The 22,716-nt window shown below is 44.2% G+C and carries 23 protein-coding genes; 18 read left to right on the top strand and 5 right to left on the bottom strand.

All coding sequences use genetic code 11. The features are described from left to right. The first annotated feature begins 40 nt into the window (after window positions 1-40). From ACUB3H_RS02135 to ACUB3H_RS02070, 14 genes are all read left to right on the top strand, one after another. Complete coding sequence (locus tag ACUB3H_RS02135; protein ID WP_459129004.1) at window positions 41-481, top strand: YceD family protein; 441 nt, start codon at window positions 41-43, stop codon at window positions 479-481. Between the two features lie 17 nt (window positions 482-498). Beyond that, entirely contained in the window at window positions 499-675 is a 177-nt protein-coding gene (gene rpmF, locus ACUB3H_RS02130) for a 50S ribosomal protein L32 (protein ID WP_459129840.1), read from the top strand. A gap of 91 nt (window positions 676-766) precedes the next feature. Next, complete coding sequence (locus ACUB3H_RS02125) at window positions 767-1,402, top strand: hypothetical protein (protein WP_459129003.1); 636 nt, start codon at window positions 767-769, stop codon at window positions 1,400-1,402. Continuing rightward, window positions 1,402-2,385 (top strand): phosphate acyltransferase PlsX, encoded by a 984-nt coding sequence (plsX, locus tag ACUB3H_RS02120; RefSeq protein WP_459129002.1) that lies wholly within the window; start codon window positions 1,402-1,404, stop codon window positions 2,383-2,385. The genes ACUB3H_RS02125 and plsX overlap by 1 nt, the downstream gene beginning before the upstream one ends. Further along, the gene (locus ACUB3H_RS02115; RefSeq protein WP_459129001.1) at window positions 2,378-2,599 is read left to right on the top strand and encodes a hypothetical protein; all 222 of its coding nucleotides are present in this window, start codon (window positions 2,378-2,380) and stop codon (window positions 2,597-2,599) included. Before plsX ends, ACUB3H_RS02115 begins: the two co-directional genes overlap by 8 nt. 10 nt (window positions 2,600-2,609) lie before the next feature. After that, on the top strand, window positions 2,610-2,942 hold the full coding sequence (locus tag ACUB3H_RS02110) for a hypothetical protein (RefSeq protein WP_459129000.1): 333 nt from the start codon (window positions 2,610-2,612) through the stop codon (window positions 2,940-2,942). Then, a complete protein-coding gene (locus ACUB3H_RS02105) occupies window positions 2,939-3,871 on the top strand; it encodes a V-type ATPase subunit (protein WP_459128999.1) in 933 nt (310 codons plus the stop codon). Before ACUB3H_RS02110 ends, ACUB3H_RS02105 begins: the two co-directional genes overlap by 4 nt. After that, a complete protein-coding gene (locus ACUB3H_RS02100) occupies window positions 3,862-5,793 on the top strand; it encodes a V-type ATP synthase subunit I (RefSeq protein ID WP_459128998.1) in 1,932 nt (643 codons plus the stop codon). Before ACUB3H_RS02105 ends, ACUB3H_RS02100 begins: the two co-directional genes overlap by 10 nt. Then, on the top strand, window positions 5,790-6,203 hold the full coding sequence (locus ACUB3H_RS02095) for an ATP synthase subunit C (RefSeq protein ID WP_459128997.1): 414 nt from the start codon (window positions 5,790-5,792) through the stop codon (window positions 6,201-6,203). The genes ACUB3H_RS02100 and ACUB3H_RS02095 overlap by 4 nt, the downstream gene beginning before the upstream one ends. After that, a complete protein-coding gene (locus tag ACUB3H_RS02090) occupies window positions 6,203-6,496 on the top strand; it encodes a V-type ATP synthase subunit F (protein WP_459128996.1) in 294 nt (97 codons plus the stop codon). The genes ACUB3H_RS02095 and ACUB3H_RS02090 overlap by 1 nt, the downstream gene beginning before the upstream one ends. After that, window positions 6,497-7,066 carry a hypothetical protein gene (locus tag ACUB3H_RS02085; protein WP_459128995.1) on the top strand — a complete coding sequence of 190 codons (570 nt, stop codon included), beginning with the start codon at window positions 6,497-6,499 and terminating at the stop codon, window positions 7,064-7,066. It begins immediately after the preceding gene. Then, window positions 7,054-8,817: a V-type ATP synthase subunit A gene (locus ACUB3H_RS02080; RefSeq protein WP_459128994.1), complete on the top strand. Its 1,764-nt coding sequence runs from the start codon at window positions 7,054-7,056 to the stop codon at window positions 8,815-8,817. The genes ACUB3H_RS02085 and ACUB3H_RS02080 overlap by 13 nt, the downstream gene beginning before the upstream one ends. Then, complete coding sequence (locus tag ACUB3H_RS02075; RefSeq protein WP_459128993.1) at window positions 8,814-10,187, top strand: V-type ATP synthase subunit B; 1,374 nt, start codon at window positions 8,814-8,816, stop codon at window positions 10,185-10,187. The genes ACUB3H_RS02080 and ACUB3H_RS02075 overlap by 4 nt, the downstream gene beginning before the upstream one ends. After that, entirely contained in the window at window positions 10,180-10,803 is a 624-nt protein-coding gene (locus ACUB3H_RS02070; protein ID WP_459128992.1) for a V-type ATP synthase subunit D, read from the top strand. The genes ACUB3H_RS02075 and ACUB3H_RS02070 overlap by 8 nt, the downstream gene beginning before the upstream one ends. A 5-nt stretch (window positions 10,804-10,808) precedes the next feature. On the opposite strand, the gene ACUB3H_RS02065 is transcribed toward ACUB3H_RS02070, so the two are convergent. After that, entirely contained in the window at window positions 10,809-12,341 is a 1,533-nt protein-coding gene (locus ACUB3H_RS02065) for a 4Fe-4S dicluster domain-containing protein (RefSeq protein WP_459128991.1), read from the bottom strand. Between the two features lie 268 nt (window positions 12,342-12,609). Between ACUB3H_RS02065 and ACUB3H_RS02060 the strand changes: the two genes are divergently transcribed. After that, complete coding sequence (locus ACUB3H_RS02060; protein ID WP_459128990.1) at window positions 12,610-13,131, top strand: NADPH-dependent FMN reductase; 522 nt, start codon at window positions 12,610-12,612, stop codon at window positions 13,129-13,131. A gap of 40 nt (window positions 13,132-13,171) precedes the next feature. Here the strand turns inward: ACUB3H_RS02060 and ACUB3H_RS02055 are convergent, their stop codons facing one another. Genes ACUB3H_RS02055 through ACUB3H_RS02040 form a run of 4 tightly spaced genes read right to left on the bottom strand, consistent with a single transcriptional unit; the run spans window position 13,172 to window position 17,576 of the window. Then, window positions 13,172-14,311, bottom strand: a complete 1,140-nt coding sequence (locus ACUB3H_RS02055; protein WP_459128989.1) for a toxic anion resistance protein — start codon at window positions 14,309-14,311, stop codon at window positions 13,172-13,174. 9 nt (window positions 14,312-14,320) lie between these two features. After that, window positions 14,321-15,385: a hypothetical protein gene (locus ACUB3H_RS02050; protein WP_459128988.1), complete on the bottom strand. Its 1,065-nt coding sequence runs from the start codon at window positions 15,383-15,385 to the stop codon at window positions 14,321-14,323. Then, window positions 15,382-15,984 (bottom strand): 5-bromo-4-chloroindolyl phosphate hydrolysis family protein, encoded by a 603-nt coding sequence (locus ACUB3H_RS02045; RefSeq protein ID WP_459128987.1) that lies wholly within the window; start codon window positions 15,982-15,984, stop codon window positions 15,382-15,384. The genes ACUB3H_RS02050 and ACUB3H_RS02045 overlap by 4 nt, the downstream gene beginning before the upstream one ends. Next, window positions 15,984-17,576: a substrate-binding domain-containing protein gene (locus ACUB3H_RS02040; RefSeq protein WP_459128986.1), complete on the bottom strand. Its 1,593-nt coding sequence runs from the start codon at window positions 17,574-17,576 to the stop codon at window positions 15,984-15,986. Before ACUB3H_RS02040 ends, ACUB3H_RS02045 begins: the two co-directional genes overlap by 1 nt. Before the next feature lie 134 nt (window positions 17,577-17,710). Between ACUB3H_RS02040 and rnc the strand changes: the two genes are divergently transcribed. The 3 genes from rnc to smc are packed head-to-tail and all read left to right on the top strand — an operon-like array spanning window position 17,711 to window position 22,708. Further along, a complete protein-coding gene (gene rnc, locus ACUB3H_RS02035; protein ID WP_459128985.1) occupies window positions 17,711-18,331 on the top strand; it encodes a ribonuclease III in 621 nt (206 codons plus the stop codon). Continuing rightward, entirely contained in the window at window positions 18,318-19,331 is a 1,014-nt protein-coding gene (locus tag ACUB3H_RS02030) for an elongator complex protein 3 (protein ID WP_459128984.1), read from the top strand. Before rnc ends, ACUB3H_RS02030 begins: the two co-directional genes overlap by 14 nt. Next, a complete protein-coding gene (gene smc, locus ACUB3H_RS02025) occupies window positions 19,328-22,708 on the top strand; it encodes a chromosome segregation protein SMC (RefSeq protein WP_459128983.1) in 3,381 nt (1,126 codons plus the stop codon). The genes ACUB3H_RS02030 and smc overlap by 4 nt, the downstream gene beginning before the upstream one ends. Window positions 22,709-22,716 lie beyond the last annotated feature (8 nt).

The raw sequence follows: 22,716 nt of genomic DNA, 5'->3' as shown, positions 1-22,716 counted from the left end.
GGCTGACACCTTATACTTTTACTGTTACATTGAGGAATTTATGAAACAACTGCTAAAGGAACTACTAGCTGGTAATCGGGAAGAGATCGAAATTGACGAGCTCTATAAGCTTCCCAGCGCATCGGGTAACACGTTAGACGTATCGGTTAAAGGTCTTGTGACCAATGAAGGTGGAAGACTCATGATGAGTACCACTCTGACGGCCGAAGAGACGCTAGCTTGTGACCGCTGTTTGGTAGAGACAACATATCGTTATTTTATCCCTAGTTATGAAGAGATAGACGATATTGAAACCTTTGATCTCGAAGCTTTTGCTCAAGAAGAGCTAGTCGTTTCAAATCCTTCTCAAGTTCTTTGTAGTGACGACTGCAAGGGTTTGTGCCCTGATTGCGGAGCTGATCTCAATCATGAAGCGTGTCACTGTAAAGAGAAGAAAACAGATCCGCGCTTGAGTGCGCTCGAACAATTGCTCAACGAATAGGAGGTGAAACCGTGTCAATTGTACCAAAGAGAAAAACATCCAAAGCCCGTCGTGATAAACGCAGAGCGGCTAATATTAAGATTGAAGCTCCTAATCTGATTGAGTGTCCGAACTGCCATGCGAAAACTGTTTCGCACAGAGTCTGCCCGAGCTGTGGATTCTACAAAGGAAAAGAAGTCATTTCCGTAGAATAAGACCAAGAATCACCGCACCCGCGGTGATTTTTTTGTTAAGTTTCAAACTTTTCCTTTAGAGAGTGTATAATAGAGGTGTAAAGGAGGACGTATGGAAAATAATATTGAAAATCCAACACCACAGAGCCCAACTCCTAATCCGAACAACGAAAAGGCGAAGGAGATCTTGGGTAACATCGGCGCAGGAATTATCGCTTACTTCCTTGAGCTTAAAGATTACTGGAAAGCTGACAGAAGAGAAAACAATGTACTATTTGCTATCTTTCATATCCTATTTATGTCGCTCTTCTATGCTTTGAGCTTAAGTCTAACGATGAAAATTGGCTTCACGTTCTTTTTAAAGATGTTCTTCTTAGAAGTGCTCATGATCGCCATCCTATTCTTCTTGGCTTATGGCATCAAGAAATTGCTTCTTAAGACGAACGAGAGCCTTCTAGAAGCCTTCCAGCTCTTTGCACCAGCGATGATCATTCCGCTCATCGTATGCTTTGTGATGATGATCCTTTCGATCTTTGGAATCAGTATTTACGACCTGATGAGTATCAGTTTATTCATTACACTTGCTCCTGTGATGGCAGCTATCTTTATGCTACTTCACAATGAAGCATCGAGTGATCTAAACTGGATTGCCCTACTACTCATCTTCTTCCTTGTTTCACTATTCTCCAACTTCGTTATGAGCAGCATCACTACATCGATCTTTGGATCGTTCTTGGGTGGCTTTTAATGAGACTTGGAGTTGATGCAATGAGTGGTGACTTTCCACTCGAAATTGTAAAGGGGGTCTTAGAAGCTCTACCACACGTACAGAGTGACATCGTTCTCTACGGCGACGAAAACGTCTTAAGAGAGCGCTTAAATGGTAAAGAGGTAGAGATTGTAGACTGTAAAGAGGTCATTGAGGGAGAAGATTCTCCCGTTCAAGCGATTCGCGAGAAACGCGACTCTTCGATGGTTCGAGGGTTAAATGATCTCAAAACAAAGAAAATAGACGGCTTTTTAAGTGCAGGAAACACGGGGGCGCTCCTAGCAGGAGGTCTCCTTTTAGTTGGTCGTTTAAAGGGCATTGATAGACCTTGTATCGCACCGATCTACCCGATGGAAGGGCATATAGGAATGATCGCCGATGCAGGAGCCAATGCCGATTGCAAGCCAGAAAATTTAAGAGACTTTGCTCTCATGGCTTCGCTCTATGCTAAGAAGGTCCTAGGATTTGAAAATCCTAGAGTAGGCCTTGTAAACATCGGAAGTGAGAGAGGAAAAGGCAATGACCTTACAAAGAATGCCTTTTTACTCTTAGAAGAGAATAAGCATCTAAACTTCATCGGAAGCATCGAGGGAAGAGATATTCCTGAGGGCAAGGCCGATATCATCATTTGCGATGGATTTACAGGAAATGTGATCATTAAGTTAACCGAAGGCTATGCTTCAAGCTTTAATAAGCTTTTAAAGGAGCTCTTTTTATCGAATCTTTTGACGAAACTCTTTAGTCCCATCTATTTAGGAAAGCTCAAGAGTTTTAAAAAGAGAATGGATTATACAGAGTATGGCGGAGCCCCACTATTAGGCGTGAACGGAGCCCTTGTAAAAGCGCACGGATCTTCTAATAGCAAGGCTATAAAAAATGGAATTATCTACATGGAACGCTATGCAAAGAGTGGCTTAATCGATGATGTAAAGGCATTTCTAGAGGAGGCGAATCTTGAGTAAACAAGATCTATTACAAGAGATCGTACAGGGAATCCTACTCTTTGACGAGGAAGTGGATGAAACCCTTGCTCTCGAAGAATACGGCGTAGATGACATTGACATGGAAAGCATTGCACTATCCATTGAAGACGCTTTTGATGTAACGCTCGAAGAAAATTTACCGACGACGCTTTCCATGGAAGACCTTCGGGAACTAATAGAGCAAGCCTCGTAAGGAGGAGCATTTGGAAAAAAACACACTATTACATACTCTTGAACAAGTTTTAGCGCTTGATGAGAGTATGAAAAAAATTCATGAAACGACGGAAGAAGATCTCACGAATTTAAGAGAACGTGAGGAAGGACAAGTTCCTGCCTTCCGTCGTGCCCAATTTCAACAATTGGAAGACGAACTCAAAGAGCTTGAGGAAAAGAGCTTGGCGAAACAAAACAATGAAGTAGAGCGTCTAGAATCGGTCCTAAAGGAGCGATTGTCATCCCTTAAAATCTGTTTTGATAAGGGCAGACGTGACATCATTCAATCTGTAGTAGCTGAAATTCAGGGAGGCGATTTTTGAGCCTTTTAGGAATCCATGCCGCACCCGTAAGTAAAATACGAGCAAAACGACAGGAACGCTTCAAGTCCTTTGGATTTGAAGCGTTAAATCGTTCTAGGAATTCTCTTACATCGCTGTATGAGCGCTTTGGTTCGAAACCAGATCCTCAAGCTCTCGGACTAGCGATTCGACAGAAGATGGAAGAGGAGATCAGCGAGCTTCGTTTTTACTACGGCGGTGCTTACCGAAAACTATTCGACCTCCTTCGAAGCAGTGAGGATTATGAAGAGTTAAAAAGAATGGTGAGAGCTCTTTTGTTCGAAAAAGAGGTCCACTATAAGGGACAAGTTGTAAAGGACTTAAAGGGGCTCGTAGAGCTTGTAACTGACCCTGTAGAAAAGCGAATACTAAGCTCTTCGATCGATCTCGATAAGGAGAGTTCCTTTCATACGGAGATGCTCATCGATCGCTACTACTTTAAGCGCATCTACGATGCTTCAAAGGGCTTAGAACCAGTCGATCAGAAGATCATTCAAGAATCCCTAGGGTATGAACTCGATCTCTTTAATCTGAGATGGATTTTAAGAGCCAAGGAATCGTACGATGTAAAGCCTGAGATGATCTTTAGCTACACCCTTGAAGCTGGAAAGCGCTTTAGCTTAGAGCGTTTAAAGGAGCTTTCCTACTCTAACCTTAACGAAGTGAGAAGAACGATCGAAGCGAGTCCTTATAAATGCTACTTCGAATCCTCTTCACTCTACTTTGAAGAGACCTTAGAGGAAGCCCTTCTCGATTACTTTGGGAAGATGGAAACGAAATACCCGATGAGTATAGCGACACTCGTGAAGTACTTTCACGAGCTCGAATACCATACAAAGAAGCTCTTACGCTTTGTAGAAGCAGAGATGTATCAGCTGGATTTAGAAGAAATGAGTAAACTATGGCAATAGAACGAATGAAAATGATGAATGTCGTGTTTCCAAAGCGAGATGTTCGTCGAGTTCTAGAGGAGCTAATCCATTCATTCCGAGTTGAGATCATCGATTCGGAGAAGACGATTGCTGAGACGAGTTTTTTAATCTCTACGTCGTTAGAGAATGCCAAAGCTCTTCATGAACTTAACGATGTAACGCCTTTGGAACTCGAAACGAAGGAAGTGCTTTACGACGAGTACCTTTCGACGCTCCTCTCTGGAACGAAGGAACAACCTCAAATTGATCGTAAAGCCCCCTTTGATGAAGAGCGAATTCTTGCGCTCCTTCAATCAGTAAAACAAGTAAATAGTAATCTAGAAGAGAAGAGGAAGGAACTTGAAGCGCTTGCTTCCTATGAGGTCTTAAGTGAAGCAGGGATTCAACTTCCTTTAAAAGATCTCTTCAACATGGAATACATGGAAGTTAAAATCGGACTCCTCGACAATGCGAGCTATCAGAGACTCAAGGTGAATGCCGAGAATATTTCTCCTATCTTTTTACGAGTGGGTTCGATTGGACAGAAGAGACTCTGTATCTTTAGCTATCCGAAGAGCATGGAAGTCGAGACGAAGCGTATTCTTCTTTCAACTCAATTTGAAGAGCTTCCCTTTGAGTCATCACTTTGGGACATTTCGATCGATGAGATCAAGCCTCGCATCGAATCCATTAAGCGTCAAATTGAAGTCTTAGAGATGGAAAAGGGCGACCTCATCCATGCGAATAAGCGGGATATCGATGCGCTCTATACGAAGGCAGCTTTTGAAAGACAGCTTCAAAACTCCCTCCACTTTATCAGTGAAGGTGATGAACTAGCATACTTAAGTATGTGGGTTCCTAAAGTCGACGTGAAGGCGATCAGTAATCGCTTAAAAGAGATTACTGAGCCTACGATCGGAAGCCTTGGAACCTTAGAAGCAGGCGAAATCGATGAACTACCGACCTCTTTAAAGAATAACTTTTTTTTTAAACCGTTCGAAAAGCTAGTTCTCTTATACGGCGTACCGAACTACCATGAGCTCGATCCTACAAAGCTCTTTGCGATCTGCTACATGCTCCTCTTTGGAGCCATGTTCGGTGACCTTGGTCAAGGACTGCTTTTCGTGATCGTTGGATTCTTTTTAAAAGGAAAGCTTAAGGATGCAGGAGGCCTTGCAAAGAGACTCGGTGCATCGAGTATGGTCTTCGGTTTCTTCTATGACTCCTTCTTTGGTTTCGAGGGTGTGATCAGTGGGATCGTAAAAAAACCGATCTTCATCCATCCCTTTGAAGAAACGAACCTCGTACTCTCTGCGAGTGTATTAGTCGGTTTATTCTTACTGACTGTGAGCTACTTCTATGGCTTTGCAAATAAGTACAGGATGGGAGACCGCGGTGAACTCTACTTTGGTAAGACGGGTATTGCAGGTTTCTTCCTCTTCGTCGCTATTCTTTTGAAGGCTGCGGGGGCTGCAAACCTTTTAAAAGTTCCATCTTGGATTTCAACGACGATGATGCTCGTATGTATTCTCTTTCTCATCTTAAAAGAGCCACTTTGGAATAAGATCAGAGGAGAGAAGAAGATTCTTCACCAGTCGGTGGGAGAATTCATCACCGAGCAGTTCTTTGAACTCATTGAAACCATCATGAGTATTGTCAGTAATTCACTTAGCTTTGTGCGTGTAGGAGCCTTTGCTTTAAGCCACGTGGGACTCTTCTTAGCTTTTCGAACGATGGCCGATATGATCGGTGGACCTACGGGAACCGTTATCATGAGCATTATTGGAAACATTGTCGTCATCGTCATGGAAGGTATGGTCGTATTTATTCAGTGCTTAAGGCTCTTATTCTATGAGCTTTTTAGTAAATATTTTGTGGGCGAAGGACGCCTATTTAAACGATTTGATTTGGAGGAAAAATGACTTTTGTAATTTTAGCAACACTTTTAGTGATCGGAACGATCACAACTGGCATTCACTTTATGAAACGCGACACTTTCGAACGTCCTTGGATGAAATATGCACTTACGGCAAACTACGCACTAAGTGCTGTTCTACTCTTTGCTTTTGCTGGTGTACTCTTTTCTAACGTCTCCTTCGCTGAAGGCGGAGCACAAAGCGTAAACGGCCTTGGTCTTATAGCTGCTGCTTTAAGTACAGGTCTTGCAACCGTCGGTACAGGTATTGCCGTAAGTAGCGTAGGTAGCTCTGCTATCGGTGCGATCAGTGAAGATCCAAAGAACCTCGGTAAGACACTCATCTTCGTTGGTCTTGCAGAAGGTATCAGTATTTTCGGTCTACTCGTTTCGATCATGATCTTAGGAAGAATCTAATGAAAGCCTATTTGCTCAGTAGAAAGCGTGACCTGGTTACGAGTTTTCGGCTTCTGGGCATTGAAGGCGAACGGGTCGAAAAAGATGCCTTTGAACGTTTGATGGAGCTTCTAGAAAGTGACAAGTACAGCGTACTCTTTCTAGGAGACTCTTTGACAAAGGGCCATGAAGAAGAAATCCAAGCATTAAAAGCCCAGCGAAAGACGATCATCTATGTCCTCCCAGAAGAGGGGGGAGACTATCTAAAGATGGTCCGTGAGTCGATTCAGGCTGGTTTAGGAATGAAGGTATAGATGATTACAACAGAGGATAAGTTAAGGGTCTTTAAAAAGGTGACGGAAGAGCTCATCCAGGTTGAATTTAATAAAAAGAAAGAAGAGCTCGAAAACGACTTAACGAATCGCTTTGATCGCGTCAAGGAGAGTTCTCGAGAAGAGTTCAGAAGGCGTCGTGAACGCTTACAGGTGAGGGTTCAAAACGAATACGATGAAAAGATCGCATCGATTGAAGAACAACAACATCTGAGCGTTTTGCAGCTAAAGAACACTTTCTTAAACGAGCTCTATTCGGAGCTTCGTAAAGAGCTAGAAAGCTTTTTAAGAAGTCCTTCCTTTTTTGAAGCCATTCAAAAGAAATATGACCTTAAGAGCATGACAGAGGCCAGAGGATCGATCTATCAAAAGGATGCCTTTGAAGCACTAGGAATTCCTTATGAAGTGATTGAAGAAGACGGTGTCGTTCTCTTTAACGAAAAAGAGAAGACGCGCTATGACTTCCGACTCGATCGCATTCTTGAGAAGAAACGACCCCGACTTGCCATGGAATTAGAGCGTATGCTCGAGGAGGCGACATGCAAGGAATAATTACATCGATCAACGGGCCTGTCGTCAAGTGTAAGAATACAGAGGGCTTTAAGCTCCGCGAGATGGTTCTCGTAGGAGAGAAAAAGCTCATCGGTGAGATCATTGAGATCGATGGGGAAGGCGCTGTTCTTCAAGTTTATGAAGAGACAGAAGGTCTTCGTTTAGGAGAAAAAGTAGAAAGCACGGGAGAGCCTCTCCATGCGACCTTAGGTCCTGGTATCTTAGGTCACATCTATGACGGTATTCTACGTCCGCTCGACGTCATTGAAAAACAGTACGGCTCCTTTATCGAAAGCGGTATCGGACTCGTATCGATCGATAAGAATAAGAAGTGGAACTTAGACTATAAGGTGAAGGTCGGCGATAAGGTTGAACCGGGTATGATCTACGCTACCGTTCAAGAGACATCGCTCATCGAGCACCGTCTGCTCATTCCAGAAGGAGTAAGTGGCGTCGTCACTTGGACTGAGGATGAACCCCTAACGACGGAGGACGTTGCACTCAAGGTCTCCACAGAAGAGGGAGAGAAGCGTGTGACGGTTGAAACCCACTGGCCCGTTCGTAAGCCGAGACCACTAAAAGTGAGAAAGGGACCGATCGTTCCGCTCGTCACAGGGCAGCGTGTCATCGACACCTTCTTTCCCATTGCAAAGGGCGCAAGTACAGCGATTCCTGGCGGATTCGGAACAGGTAAGACCATTACGCAGCACCAAATGGCAAAGTGGTCTGATGCCGACATCATCGTCTACATCGGCTGCGGTGAGCGCGGTAATGAAATGACCGACGTTCTCGAGGAGTTCCAAAAGCTAGAAGACCCGAGAAGTGGAAAGAAGCTCATTGAACGTACGATTCTAATCGCAAACACCTCAAACATGCCAGTAGCAGCGAGAGAAGCGTCCATTTACACGGGTATTACCATTGCTGAGTATTACCGCGACATGGGCTACGACGTCGCTCTCATGGCCGATAGCACGTCGCGTTGGGCAGAAGCTTTACGTGAGCTTTCTGGCCGCTTGGAAGAGATTCCTGCAGAAGAAGGTTATCCAGCTTATCTAGCATCGCGTCTTGCGGAGTTCTACGAGCGTGCAGGCTACGGTGAAACCATGAGTGGTGGTTTAGGTTCCGTTACGATTATCGGAGCTGTTAGCCCTGCTGGTGGTGACTTTACAGAGCCTGTTACCGAGAATACGAAGCGCTACATTCAAGCCTTCCTCGCCCTCGATAAGAAGCTCGCTTATGCGAGACACTATCCTTCGATCGACTGGATGACGAGCTATTCGAAGTACGTCGTCACGCTTCAAAAGTGGTTCGAGGAAAACGTTAGCCCCGATATGGACGATTTAAGACAGCTTATGCTCGGTGTCCTTTTTGAAGAAAATAAGCTAAAGGATATCGTTCAACTCGTAGGTGAAGACGTTCTTCCTGATTCACAGCGTCTCACACTTCTCGTCGCCCGCATTATCCGTACAGGATTTTTACAACAAAATGCCTTCCATCCGATCGATTCCTACGTACCGCTTAAGAAGCAGTTCTTAATGCTAGAGACGATGGCACTCTTCTTACAGCGTGCAAAGGAAGTCATTGCAATGCAAGCTCCGATCTCTGTCATTACAGAGACGGGTCTTGAGGAAGAGCTCATAAAGATGAAATATACGATTGATAACGAGAACCTCAAAGCCTTTGATGAGCTTAAGAGTAAGATCAACCATACCTTTGACAATCTCGCTTATCGCTACAGGAGGATCCAATGATCGAATACAAGGAAATACGCTCTGCCAAGGGACCCCTCGTTTTCCTACAATCGATTGAGGGCGTCCAAAACGGTGAACTCGTCTACTTGAGAGAAGAAGACCGCGTGAGAACGGCCAAGGTCATTCGTCTCGAGGAAGACTATATCATCGCCCAAGTCTTTGAAGGAACGAGCGGACTCGATCGAAAAGACATCTACGTAGAGTTTACGGGAGAACCTTTCCTTCTTCCTGTAGGTAAAGAGATTTTAGGAAGACGCTTTGATGGCGTAGGTCGCATCATTGACGGTGGTGGAGATTACTACGGAACGGAAGCGAGAGACATCAACGGCCGTGCCATTAACCCCATGAGTCGTGAATACCCGAGAAACTTCATTCAAACGGGAATCAGTGCGATCGATACGCTCATTACGCTGATTCGTGGTCAGAAGCTTCCGATCTTTTCTGGAAGCGGACTACCGCATAGAGAAATTGCGGCACAGATTATTACGCAGGCCAAGCTTAAAAATGACACGGAGCCTTTTGCTGTCGTCTTCGGAGCGATCGGAATCAGTCAGGATGATGCCATCTTCTTTGAAGAGACCTTTAAAAGTCACCGCGTGATAGACCATCTCGTAAGTTACTATAACTACGCACAAGACCCTGTTGCTGAGCGTGTTATGACTCCAAGAAGTGCACTTACCGCAGCAGAGTACTTGGCTTTTGATCTAGAAATGAACGTACTCGTCGTTCTACTCGACATGACGAGTTACGCCGAAGGTCTACGTGAGATGAGCTCTTCTCGTGAAGAGGTGCCTTCGAGAAAAGGCTATCCAGGATACCTTTACTCGGACCTCGCTTCGATCTTTGAAAGAGCTGGTATCATTCGAGGGAAGAAGGGATCGATTACGATGCTTCCTATCCTTACGATGCCAGGGGATGACATTACGCACCCGATTCCTGACCTCACAGGATACATCACAGAAGGCCAAATTGCTCTTTCACGCTCCCTCCATCAGAGTGGTATCTATCCACCCATTGACGTTCTTCCAAGCCTTTCAAGACTTATGAAGGACGGTATCGGAGAAGGCTTTACGAGAGCAGACCACGAGATGCTTTCAAACCAGCTCTTTAGCTCCTATGCGAAGGTTCAGGATATTCGAAACCTAGAGCAAGTTATGGGTCGAGATGATCTGAGTCCTGTAGACCAGAGCTACCTCGACTTTGCAGATACTTTTGAACAAGAATTTATCCAGCAGCTTTCTACCGAGAACCGCTCATTAGAAGAAAGCCTCGACCTCGGTTGGAAGATGCTAAAGGTATTACCTGAAAGCGAGATGGACCGTCTACCAGAAGAAATGATCGAAAAATTCATTCGAGGAAATCATGAATGAGTTTGCTCCAACAAAGACGAACCTTCAAAAAGCGAAACGCATGCTCGCCTTTGCAAAAAGCTCCTTTACGCTACTCGATAGAAAGCGTAAAGTACTCATTCAAGAGCTTTTAGAGCGCATTGAAAAGAGTAAACGAGATGGAGAACTATTACAAAGTGAATTAGAAGAGTTCTACCAGTACGTACGCTTTGCAAGCATTACGTATGGTAGCGAGAATGTCGAGTCACTGAGTCAGTCGTTTCCTAAAGTAGAAGAGATCGAAACGCTCTCTACGAGTGTCATGGGCGTATCGCTACAGAGGCTCTTTGTAGAGGATACAGAAGCGTCTTTACGCTTTGGTATGTATCGAACGGGGAAGGTGATGGATGAGATCGTCCAAAGAGTTCCCGAGCTAAGAAAAAGGCTCTTTGCCTTTGTCGAGGAAGAAAATGCGGTGAGTCGCTTAGCTCAAGAGATAAAGCGCACAGAAAAACGCGTCAATTCGATCGAAAAGGTACAAATTCCAAAGTATACACGAATTGTCCAAAGGATCAATGAAGCGCTCGAAGAAAAAGATAGAGAAGACCTCTTCCGATTGAAGGTCGTTAAGAAGAAAAAAGAAAGGAATCTCAAATGAGATTCCTATTTTTCTTCCTCAATGTGAAGCTCTTTATTTCTTAGCTTTTCATCGATATATACGTTATCGAAGGGGGATGGGTACTTACTTTCCTTCATGAACTTGTTGACTTCCTTTCGAACTCTGTTGAAGGAAGAAATCGTTCCAGGACCACCGATACATCCACCAGGGCAAGCCATACCTTCTAGGAGGTAGCCATTACGTTGACCAGCCTTAGCCATGCGCATCATCTTGACGCACTCTTGAAGGGTATGAGCTCCTTCGATCTTCACTTCACGTGTAGGATCGATCTCTAGAATAGCGCTCTTAACGGCACCAGCGACACCACCTGCGATACCGTAACCACGAGCTGTCGTGGAAGCGTCATCGTTGATGTCACGAGAGATGGGAAGCTCTTCTAGGTTGATGTTTTTAGCTGCAAAGAGGCCCATGAGTTCTTCATAGGTGATGACGAAGTCTACGAAACCAGCGACGTTTTCACGAAGTGCTTCGACCTTCTTTGAGATACAAGGTCCAATGAAGACGATCTTACTGTTTGGGTCTTTGGCTTTATGGTATTTAGCAGACTCGATCATCGGAGATGCAGAGTCTGAGATGTACTTGTATTCATCTGGGAAGTGCTTTTCTACGAGCATCGACCAGGATGCGCAGCAGCTCGTTCCCATGTATGGAATTTCATGAGGTACGCGTTCTACGAATTCACGTGATTCACGAAGCGTCGTAAAGTCTGCACCGAGACCGACTTCGATGACGTGACGGAATCCGAGACGAGAAAGACCCTCGATAATTTGCATTGGATGAATGTGTTCGCCAAATTGACCGACGAAGGATGGAGCGATCATCGCGTCAACTGGAACATCACTTTGAATGGCATTTACGAGTTGATAGATCTGGCTCTTATCGGCAATAGCACCGAAAGGACATTGTGTGATGCAGCGGCCACACGATACGCACTTTTCGCTGTCGATGACTGCACGACCTGTTTCATCAGATTTGATGGCATTAACTCCGCAGACGCTAGCACATGCGCGTTCGCTCTTAATGATAGCGCTATAGGGGCAGGTCTCCTTACAACGACCGCACTTAATGCACTTTTCTTGATCGATATGAGAGCGATCTTGACCCATAGATACAGCACCTACAGGGCAAACGACTGTACAAGGACGAGCCGTACATTTTTTACATTGGTCGGTTACGATAAATTGCTTTGTAGGACAAGCTTCACAAGCAAATTTAATGACTTGTACGAGTGGAACCTCGTAGCGAACTTCTTTGACTGCTTCAATTTCTTCTGGCTCAATGAGCTCTAAGAAGTTTGATTTTAGGTGTTGGTTTAATCCAAGACCCATGCGTAGTCTTTCACCAACGATTGCTCGTTCTTGGAATACATTTGTTCCCTGAGCAAAGGATTCATCGGGAATAATGCGATATGTACTGTCTATAAGACGTTCTAATGGAATATTATCGTATGCGATGCGAGCAATTTCCGCAAAGACACGACGCCTAATGGCGATAATGCTTGAGTATGACTCTTTCATAAAAGCCTCTTTTCTCGTTGTTATTCTTACATTCATATCATATAAGGGAAGGGGAAAAAGTTCAACTCTAAAACGCTAAAAATGCCCATTCTTTCAAGGATTTAGGAACAGTTGCTAATTCCCTTCATAACCTTTTATCGAGTCTTATCAAAAAGGATCGAAATATGAATTCATTTGTAATCTTTTGCAAAAAGGAAGTAAAGTGATCAATTCTATGATAATTAGTGATTATCTAGGGTATATGGAACTAGCTAAGAAAGGAGCAAGCATGAAATTAGGAATTGTAGTAGGAAGCATCCGTAAAGGATCCTATAACCGTAGATTAGGTGAGAAGGTTCAGTCATTCTTACCAGATGATATTGAGGTAGAATTTTTAGAGATTAAAGATCTTCCCTTCTATGACGAAGCATACGATGAAGGAGAGACGCCTGAGATCTATCAGGCATTTCGAAATAAGCTAAAAGCCTGTGATGCTTTCTTATTTATCACCCCAGAATACAACCGAAGCTTCTCAGGCGTCCTTAAAAACGCTTTAGAGGTAGGTAGCAGACCTTATGGTCTCAGTAAATGGAAAGGGAAGAGAGCAGGTGTCATCGGCTCTTCTGTCGGTCCTTACGGCGCTATCGTAGGTGTTACGGAATTAAGAAGAGTTGTATCGCACATGATGATGGATACGATCGAACAACCCGAGCTCTGCGTGCCTTTTGTAGATAAGGCACTTGAGACGGGAAGCTCGGACGAATTTATAAAAATATTTACCGATGCCTTTGTAGCACACCTTAAAAAGTAAAAAAGCGATTCCATGATAGGAATCGCTTTTTTTGTTGTTGTTATTTGTTCTGTGCTGTAAGAAGTGTCTTTTTGAGCTCTTCTTCGATGACGACGAGGTCTTTCTCTGCATTTAAGCGAGCTTGACGACCTTCTTCGTGAATCTTAATCGTCTCTTCAATGGTTTCGATGAGATCGGCATTGACCTTTTTTAGCGTTTCGATCTCTACGATGCCACGCTCAGATTCTTTCGCTACTTCAATGGTATTTTGCTTTAATGCCTCGGAGTTTCTCCTTAAGAGTTCGTTGGTCGTATCCGTTACCTCCTTTTGCATCTTTAAAGCGCTTTCTTGACGATAGAGACCGAGCGCGATGACGATTTGGCTCTTCCAGAGAGGAATCGTATTTAAGATCGCCGTTTGAATCTTATCGACGAGTTGCTTGTCGTTATTTTGAATGAGTTTAATTTGTGGTGCCGTTTGAATGGCAAGGGTCTTTGAGAGCTTTAAGTCATGAACCTTTTTCTCAAAGCGGTTTACGGTGTCTTCAAAGTCACTTACAACTTGTGCTGCCATGGGGTCATTACTGGAAACTGCTTCCTCACGAAGCTTTGGAATCGTCACTTCATTGAGCTCTTTAATCTTTTCTTCACCTGCTACGATGTAGAGCTGAAGGTCATTGAAGTACTCGAGGTTCTTTGCATAGAGGTTATCGAGCATGGTGATATCTTTTAGCATTTGAAGTCTTGCGACGTCGAGTTGTGCTTCGATCTTATCGATCTGTACATCGAGCTTGTCGTACTTAGCGATAAAGGTTTGGATCTTTCCGCTGATGGCATTGAGGAAAGGAATCTTATCGAGAAAGCTCTTTTCACCGAGGTTATCGATATCTAAGCTCTTTACCTTCACCATGAGGTCGGTCATGATGTTACCGACATAGCCAGAATCCTTGGCACGGACTTGATTTAGAATCGTCTCGGAGAAGCTTGAAAGGTTCTTTTGAGCACCACTACCGTAGCTCACGAGTGCGGTGTTATTGAGTACGTCGATATTATTTTTAATTTCGTCGACACGGGCACGCTCTTCAGCCGTAAGTTCTTGTGCTTGACGGGTGAGGTCTCTTACTTCAGCAGCTGCATCGACATTCGTGGGCTGCAGATTTGCTTTTTGTTTTTGAAGTGCTTCTAAGGTGATTTCTGACATGTTTTCCTCCTAGGGACGCAGTGCGTCGATAATTTGACCCATGGTTTTTGAGTCGGGCATTTGAATGATCTTTGTGATATTTGGTGCTACACCTTTGACGTTAAAGAAGTTGACATCGGTCGTAACGGAGTAGACACCCGTACGGAAACCGTGCTTCTTCCAGGCTAGGTCTTGAATGCCTTGGTCCATCAGTGCAGTAATTCCCTTCGTACCATCTGGCGTGAGTGCCATGTAGATATGTGTCGACCAGACGGTCGGTGTGGGATAGAAGATGACGATGTCGTCCTTTAGTTGTTTCCAGTCTTCAGGGTTTTGAATGGCAAACTCTAGAAGCTGACTTTCATAACCTGCGACAACGGGCTTGGCTCCGACACCTGTCTTTAAAAATTGTAGGAAGATGTCTGCAGAAGAGCTTTCCATGTAGCCGAGGTTTTTAATGATATTTTGAAGTTTTGGAATGACCTCATGAATGGTCGATTGGTCGACGACCTTACCGCCGTTTAAGACGTTTGCCATGAGTCCAGCGAACATGTTTCCAGAGTTACTCTTTGTAGGGTCGGTCGTAAAGACACTGACGTTTCCGTAGAGCTCGGGAAGACCGATGTCACTCCACTTCGTGCCTTTTTCGATGGTTTCTACGAGCTTAAACATGTCGATGTAATACGTTTCGCCGTTCTTTGTCACGAGTCCTGCTTTCACGAAGGCATCGGCTACAATCTTGTGTGAATAGAGGACGATCGGCGTATTGAAGATGATCTCGTTTTTCGGCGTCTTTCCATATTCTTTCGTGTAGAGATCGAGTGCCGTCTGACTGGAAGGGAAGAGGTAACTGTAACCCTTGTGGTCAGCATGAACCATGTCTAAGGAACCTGCTTTTTTGTAGTCAAATTGAATCTTATATTTCTTTCTTAAGAGGTCCTTAAACTCCTGATCTTCAAAGAGACCGATCTTTTCTCCACCTAAGTATCCGGTGACGACTTCATACTTTCCTAGGTCCTTTAAGAAAAACTCATAACCTAGGACGAGTCCAATGATGACGATTAAGATGATCAATCCGACAAATTTTGGCTTCATTTCCCCTCATTTCCAATGATCTCTTCAATCAGATCGATGTCTGCTTGCATATCGATCATTTCGTTTTGTACAAGGCCATTAAAGGTCTTTTTATAAAGCTGATTCAAGGTCGTAAGAGCATTTGTCGCACCGCTATGAAGCTGGTCAATTTGCTCAGTCGACACTCCCACTTCCTGAAGGCTTCCCAAGCGCTGAAGAAGAGAACTTCCCGTTTTAATGTAATAGCCTAAGAAGGTTCTAGCGCGCGTGATCTTTTCTGGATGCGAATTCAGATATCGAAGAATACTTTCGGTCGTAAAGACGAGCTCTTGAGAGCGTCTCTTGAGGTCTGGATCCGTTTGTTTATCGGCGAAGGACTTCATGAAGTCCTTTTCCTTTGTTGCTTCATCCATAAGTCTTTTAAGTTCTACGCCGTCTTCCATGTCGTCGATATTGATCTTTCCGATCTTTAAAATCGGAGTGACGAGGAAGTAGAAGGCGAAGTAACTGAGTACCGCGAGGATGATGCACATCCACCATGCCCACTTCAACAATGCGAAGAAGAGCACGAAGACGAGGAGTGCTACGATGGTCGATAGGACCGTTTGTCTCGTTTCCATTAGTTGTATCCTTTTACCGCTCTAAAGGCGTCGATGAGGTTTGTTCTTCCGTCAAAGACGCGAGCCTTTGTGAGATCGGCTAAGCCGTCAAGTTGAGTCTTATCTGCTTCACCAAACATGATCGAAAAGACAGGAATCGTAAGCTTCGTTTCTTCGAATGCACGCTTCACATCTTCCAGTGTTCCACTCTGGTTACTCTGTCCGTCGGTGAGAAGAATGATCGCTGGTTGGTATCCGGAGAGATCTTCGCCTTTGAGTTTTTCTAACGCTTGGACGATGGGGCGATAGATGTCTGTTCCGCCACCCGTATCATAAGTTGTAATCTTTTCGTAGAGGTCGGCGAGGTTTTTTGGGTCTCCGTCGGACTCCATCTCATCGATGACGGATGAACTGAAGAGGTAGACGAGGTTTCGATCCTTCGGTTGACCTTGAAGCAAGTTTTTCTTTGCATTCGCTTCGATAAAGATCTGTTCGAGTGCTTTCATGAGTTGGTCATGACCTTCGCCGTACATGCTACCGGAGAAGTCTAAGAGGTAGATGGTAAGAGAAGGCTTTTTAAAACGACTTTGATAGAGGTTTAAGGCTTCGTCGATGACTTTTGCTGTAGGCATCTTTAAAGGCGATAGGATGCGCTTTGTATCGACGCCCCAGTCGGCGCGAAAGATCTTGTCGTTTTCAGGTTTCACGCCAGTGAATCCAGTGCGTCTACCCGTCTTTTGAATCTCATCTTGAGTTTCTTTTGAAAGAAGATAGGCTTGAAGTTCTAAGAAAGCTTCTTCTTTTTTCTGATCGCCCTTATCGATGTAACCGAGTGGACTATCTGCGATCGATAGACCGTCGTAAGGGTAGATCACATAGAGCGGTTCTTCACCGCGTTTTTCGAGCTCTTGGTTTGTCGTAATGATAAGGCTTTCGTAGTTCACCATGGCATCGAGGCCACCCTTTAAGAAGAGTTCCTTGAGCCATTCACTCGAACCACTCGAACGGTTGACACCGCTTAAGAGTTCGGTGACGTTTTTCGCGAGTTCTGGGTCATTTAAGTGTTCTTCGGTCAAGACCTCAGGACTTCCTGCTAAACCATAGAGAAAGCCTATGTATGCGCTTGCACCGGAGTTCGACTGGGTTGCAGAGGTCATGGAGAAGCGAAGTTTTCCATCTTCAATGGCTTTTAGAATGTCTTTAATGGAAACGTCTTTTCCCACGAAACCAAGCTTTTCAGCGAGGCTCTTTTTCACTCCAAAGACAACCGGGTTAATGGAGGTGCTTTCTACGTGTTTTACGTTATGTGTTTGGTCTCCCATGCTAATCCACATGGAAGAAGCAGGCCATACGGCATCGTAGGGAGTATCTGTAGCGCTGAGTTCGCGCATGATATCGAGGCTACCTTTGTAGTTGATGTCGATATTGACCTTTTTTTCTTTTACAAATTTTTCTAGGATTGGGACGAGTTCCTTGTTTTCGGAGCCACTCACGATGGATAGCGTAATCTTCGCTCCAGGTGTCGATAGCACGGGTTTTGTATCGCTTGTCTGTTCCGTACATCCAGTGACTAATAGGAAGGTCATCAAACAAAGTAAAAATATCTTTTTCATTTTGTCTCCTTTTCATATATTATGTACCCAAATCACCTTTAGGTTGGTTAAAGGAAGGTTAAATGATGGCCAGAAGGTATGCTTTTTTCCACTTCTCGCTTATGTTAGAATGGTAGCGTATGGAGGAAAGCACAATGGATGCAAATCGCCTTTCAAAGGATCCTTTTAGTACTGCATTTATACATAAATCGTTTGCCAAAGAGCACGGCGTAGAAAGCTATGAAAGGCTTGAATTTTTAGGAGATGCTGTGCTCGATCTTGTCGTAAGTGAAGTGCTCTTTCGAGAAAGTTATAAAGAAGGAGAACTCACGAGACTAAGAGCCTCTGCCGTCTGTAAAGAATCTCTACAGAAGGTTTCGATCGCCTTGGGCTTTAGTGAAAAGGTAAAACTCGGTCATGGGATTCATCTCACGGCAAACATCGAAGCCGATGTGGTCGAAGCGTACATTGGAGCTCTTTTTCTAGAAGGTGGATACGAAAAAGCCAAAGCGTTTATCCTAAAAGAACTCATGACGCGTTTTCACTTTAGTGAGGAGAAGGATCCCAAGACGACCGTTCAGGAACTTCTTCAGCACCAAGGCATTCTTAACTTTGGATACACGCTTTTAGAAAGAACAGGGCCAGACCATGCACCAAATTTTCTCTGTGCACTTATCGTTGAAGGGAAGGAAGTCGCAACCGGCGAGGGCTCAAGTAAGCGTCTCGCGGAACAAAAGGCGGCCGAGAGGTATTTAGATATTCATGCGACACGCTAATATTCCCATTTTTATTCCGCATCTAGGGTGTCCCTATCGCTGCGTTTACTGTAATCAAAATGTGATCACGAATACGTCGGCTGCTCCTACAGAAGCTGAGGTTCGAGAGACGATAGAAACAAACCTTAAGACACTAAAAAATAGAGAAAACGTCGAGATCGCTTTCTTCGGTGGATCTTTTACGTGTATTCCCTGGGAAATGCAGGAAATGTACTTAAATACCGCAAAAGAGTACGTCGACCGCTATGGTCTTAAAGGCATTCGCTTTTCGACGCGTCCCGATGCTGTGAATTCGGACATCCTATCGCCACTAAAAAGCTATCCCATTTCTGCGATAGAACTAGGCATTCAAAGCTTCGATACGAGAGTATTACAGGCGAGTGGAAGAGGCCATGGAGTCATTGAAATTATGCGGGGAGTGAATGCAGTCAAGCGCTTTGGCGTTCCTGTGGGGCTACAGATGATGATCGGTCTTCCTGAAGATAACTATGACCGCGCCGTCTATACGGCAGAAAAAATCGTCAGCATGTCTCCTCAATTTGTCCGCATCTATCCGACGCTCGTCTTAAAAGATACGCCTCTTTATGAACTCTATAAGAGGGGAGAGTACATTCCCTGGGAACTTGACGAGATGGTAGAGGTCACAGGACGAGTCGCTCGTATCTTCATGAATGCATCGATACCAATTATTAGGATGGGACTCTATTCGAACGATCCACGCTTCGGAGAAAACATCGTCGCAGGCCCAAACCATCCGGCCTTTCGAGAACTCGTCTACTCCAAGCTCTTTCAAAACCGCATCGAATCGGTTTTAAATCAGAACAGAAATATCTTACATATCATCTGTTCACCGCAAGATGTATCACTCATCATCGGTCAACATCGTCAAAACGAAATCTACTTTAAAGAACGCTATGGCATTCGTTCCGTACGCATTGAGGTCGACCCCTCATTAGAACGAAATAGCTTCATATACCAAGGGAAAAAACACACATTATGAATCTAAAGCGCATTGAATTAAAAGGCTTTAAGAGCTTTGCCGATCGCACCGAGATCGACTTTCTTTCCGGTGTCACGTGCATCGTCGGGCCAAATGGCTGTGGAAAATCAAATCTCATCGATGCTATCCGCTGGGTTCTAGGGGAGCAGCGTCCCCAAGCTCTTCGTGCAAAGCGCATGGAAGAGATCATCTTTAGCGGATCCGAACACCGCTCTCCTTTAAACTTTGCTGAGGTCTCTCTCATCTTTGATAACGCGGAGGGAATGAAGCTCGGCTTAAAGGAGCTCTCCATTCGTCGCGTCATCGAGCGCTCCGGTGAAAGCGGTTATTACATCAATAACCAAGCTGTCCGCTTAAAAGATGTGCGTGAACTCATCATGGATAGCGGTATCGGCGTCAGCGGCTATTCACTTATTAGCCAAGGTGACATCGAAAATATTCTAAAAGATAACGTCTACGACCGAAGAAAAATCTTCGAAGAAGCGAGCGGTATCAGTCTGATTCACGCCCAAAAGTCAGAGGCTGAAAGACGCCTTCTTCGCGTGAACGATCACCTCGTACGCTTAGAAGACATCTTCCAGGAAATTGACCAACGAATGGAGCCTCTAAGTGAACAGGCGAGACTCGCAGAAAAATATGTGGCCCTGAGAGAAGAATACAAGCTCCTAGATCTGCGCTTTGCCATCGAGGATTACGATAGATATAAAGATGAAATAGCAACACTAGATAGCGATGTAAATGTTCTAAGAAGAAAAGTAGAAACGGCTACTGAAATCAAAGAAAAGCGTATTGAATCAAAGAATAAGCTCGATGAAGAAATTCTCTCTTTAGAGTCAGAGCGTGAGGCTCATCGTGAAACGATCCAACTAAAGACGGAAGAGCGAGACGATTTGAACATCAAACTTCGCATCCGTGAAGAAAAGATCCGATCGTTTCAAAAGCGAGAAATTGACGAAAAAGCCAAACGAGAAGAGAACGAAAAGCTCATCTCAAGTTTAAAAATGGAGGAAGAAGCGCTTCGCACTTCGATCCTTGAACTCGATAAAGAATACGGAAGCGTAAAAGAAAACCTTCAAGCGATGGAAGAAAAACTCCAGCGTTTTTCACTCGTTCAGTCAAACTATGAAAAGAGAAAGCAAGAACTCACAAGTGAAATCGATAGAAACCAAGCGCACCTCATTGTCCTTGAAGAGCAAGCGGTAGAACGAGAAAAATTCATCAACGCTCTCTCCCATGAATTAAAAGATAAGCGTATTGAAAAGCGAACGACTGAAGATCGAATTGAAGAGAAGATCGACGATCTCGACGAGCTTCAAACGAGTCTTTTACATCATCAAGAATGGATCGAAAAGAACCACATGGCTATTGAAGCTTATAAAGCAGAGCTTCAGAATGTCGAGCTTAAAAAGCAAAAGAACAAGCTAGAAGTGAAGTCTTTAGAGGATGAGAAAGAACGTCTACAGGCTCGTTTTGAACGCGATGAACTCCATGCTAAGCAGTTCGATAAAAGCTGGTTTAAAGGCCGCATGATAGACCTGTTAGAAAGAGAAGAAGAGTATCAAGTGTCTCTCTCTGCAATTCTAGGATCCATGCTTCAAGATATCGTCCTCGAAAAGAGTGCGAAGATAGAAGATCTCTTTAAAGAAGAGAACGATCTTTCGGTTCTACGTAACGGAGAACCTGTAGGGGACGTGTGTGAGAATTCTCTATTAGAGCGTTTAACGCCTAAGAATCAAGAACTTTTAAAGAGTGTCCTCTTTAACGTGCGCTATGCCGAAAGCTTAGAAGAAGCGCTAACGCTTAAGGTCGAAGAACGCATCGTCACGAAAGACGGTATCGTTCTAGAACCGAGTGGAAGAATTGTACGAAGTCATAAGTACAAGGAAATTTTTGAGAGAAAAGCAAAGCTCGACGAGATCATTCAAAAGCTTCGTGAAAAAAATGAAGCATTTGAAGCACTTGAAGAGCGAAACATCGCACTAAACGACTTGGTCGAGGAGCTCACTGAATCCTCTGAGATGCATAAAGCTACAGTCGATGAAAAAACACTCGTCATCGAAGAACTTCGAGAGAAGCTTACAACTCTTAAGAATGAAAAGAATCTCTTCGATTATCAGTTCACTCAGTTGAATCAAACGATGGAAATGGCGGAAAATGCTCTTTTTGATCTCAAGAAGAAGAAAGAGGAACTAGAAGCCATCCAAGAGTCTCTCTATGAAGAGAAAAAGACGCTCGAAGAGCCCAAGGTGACGGAACCCATGGAGGATCCAGAAGCGCTCTTAGATGAGAAGCTCAAGGAAGCTCGTCTCGGGGAAGCTTTAAAACAGAAGAAAGATCAACTAGATAAACACGTGGAACAGATTTCCATGATCGTCTCCAGTGAGAACCTTTCGAATGCTCAGCTTGAAAAGGAGCGTGCCGAGATCGAAGAGGAGATCCGTTCTCTGGATCAACTTCGAGAAGATCATGCCAAACTTCTCGTCTCCATTCGTTCCTTTGACGAGGTCTTGAGTAAGCTTCAAGAATCCTTAGTCGAAAAGAAGAAGGAACTCAAAGAGCTCGAAGAATTGCTCTTTGAAGAAAAAATCGATCAGTCGCTTACAGAAGAACTCATTGCAAAAGAAGTGCTTCTATCAAAGGCTACTGAAAAGCAGAAGACGATCAGTGAAGATCTATGGAATAAGTATGAATTTTCGATTCTTCAAGGGCGTGATTTCATCAAGGGAAAAACGGTCGAAGGCAGTCGCTCGATGCTTAAGAACTTGAGAAATGAAATGATTGCCTTAGAACCCGTAAATCTTGGGGCTCCTGAGGAATTTAAAGAACTTTCGGAGCGTCATACGTTCTTACAAAAGCAAACGGATGATTTAAAGGCTGGAAGAAGGGATATTGAAGATACGATCCGCAGTTTAGAAAAACGAATGAAAGAGGACTTCAAGGCGACCTTTGATGAGATTCGTGCGAATTACAAAGAGATCTTTGAAGAGCTCTTTCAGGGAGGATCAGGTGACATATACCTTGAGGATGAAGAAAATCTCTTAGAAAGTGACATTGTAATCCTCGCCGAACCGCCTGGAAAAAAACTTCAACACATGAATCTCTTGAGTGGTGGAGAAAAGAGCTTGACGGCGATCGCTCTTCTCTTTAGCGTTCTAAAGACGAAGCCAGCTCCTTTCTATGTGCTTGACGAGATTGAAGCGGCACTCGATGACGTAAATATACTACGCTTCGGACGCTTCATGGAGACCTTCTCTAAAGAGAGCCAGTTCATTCTCATTACACACCGTAAGGGAACGATGGAATTTGCTCAAGCCCTCTACGGCGTTTCGATGGAGGAAAAAGGTATTAGCTGTCTGAATTCGCTTAAATTACAATAGGAGTGAAA

This window comes from Guggenheimella bovis, assembly GCF_054492335.1.
The sequence above is the reverse complement of the archived record's forward strand: the minus strand, read 5'-3'. Positions and strand labels throughout refer to the sequence as shown.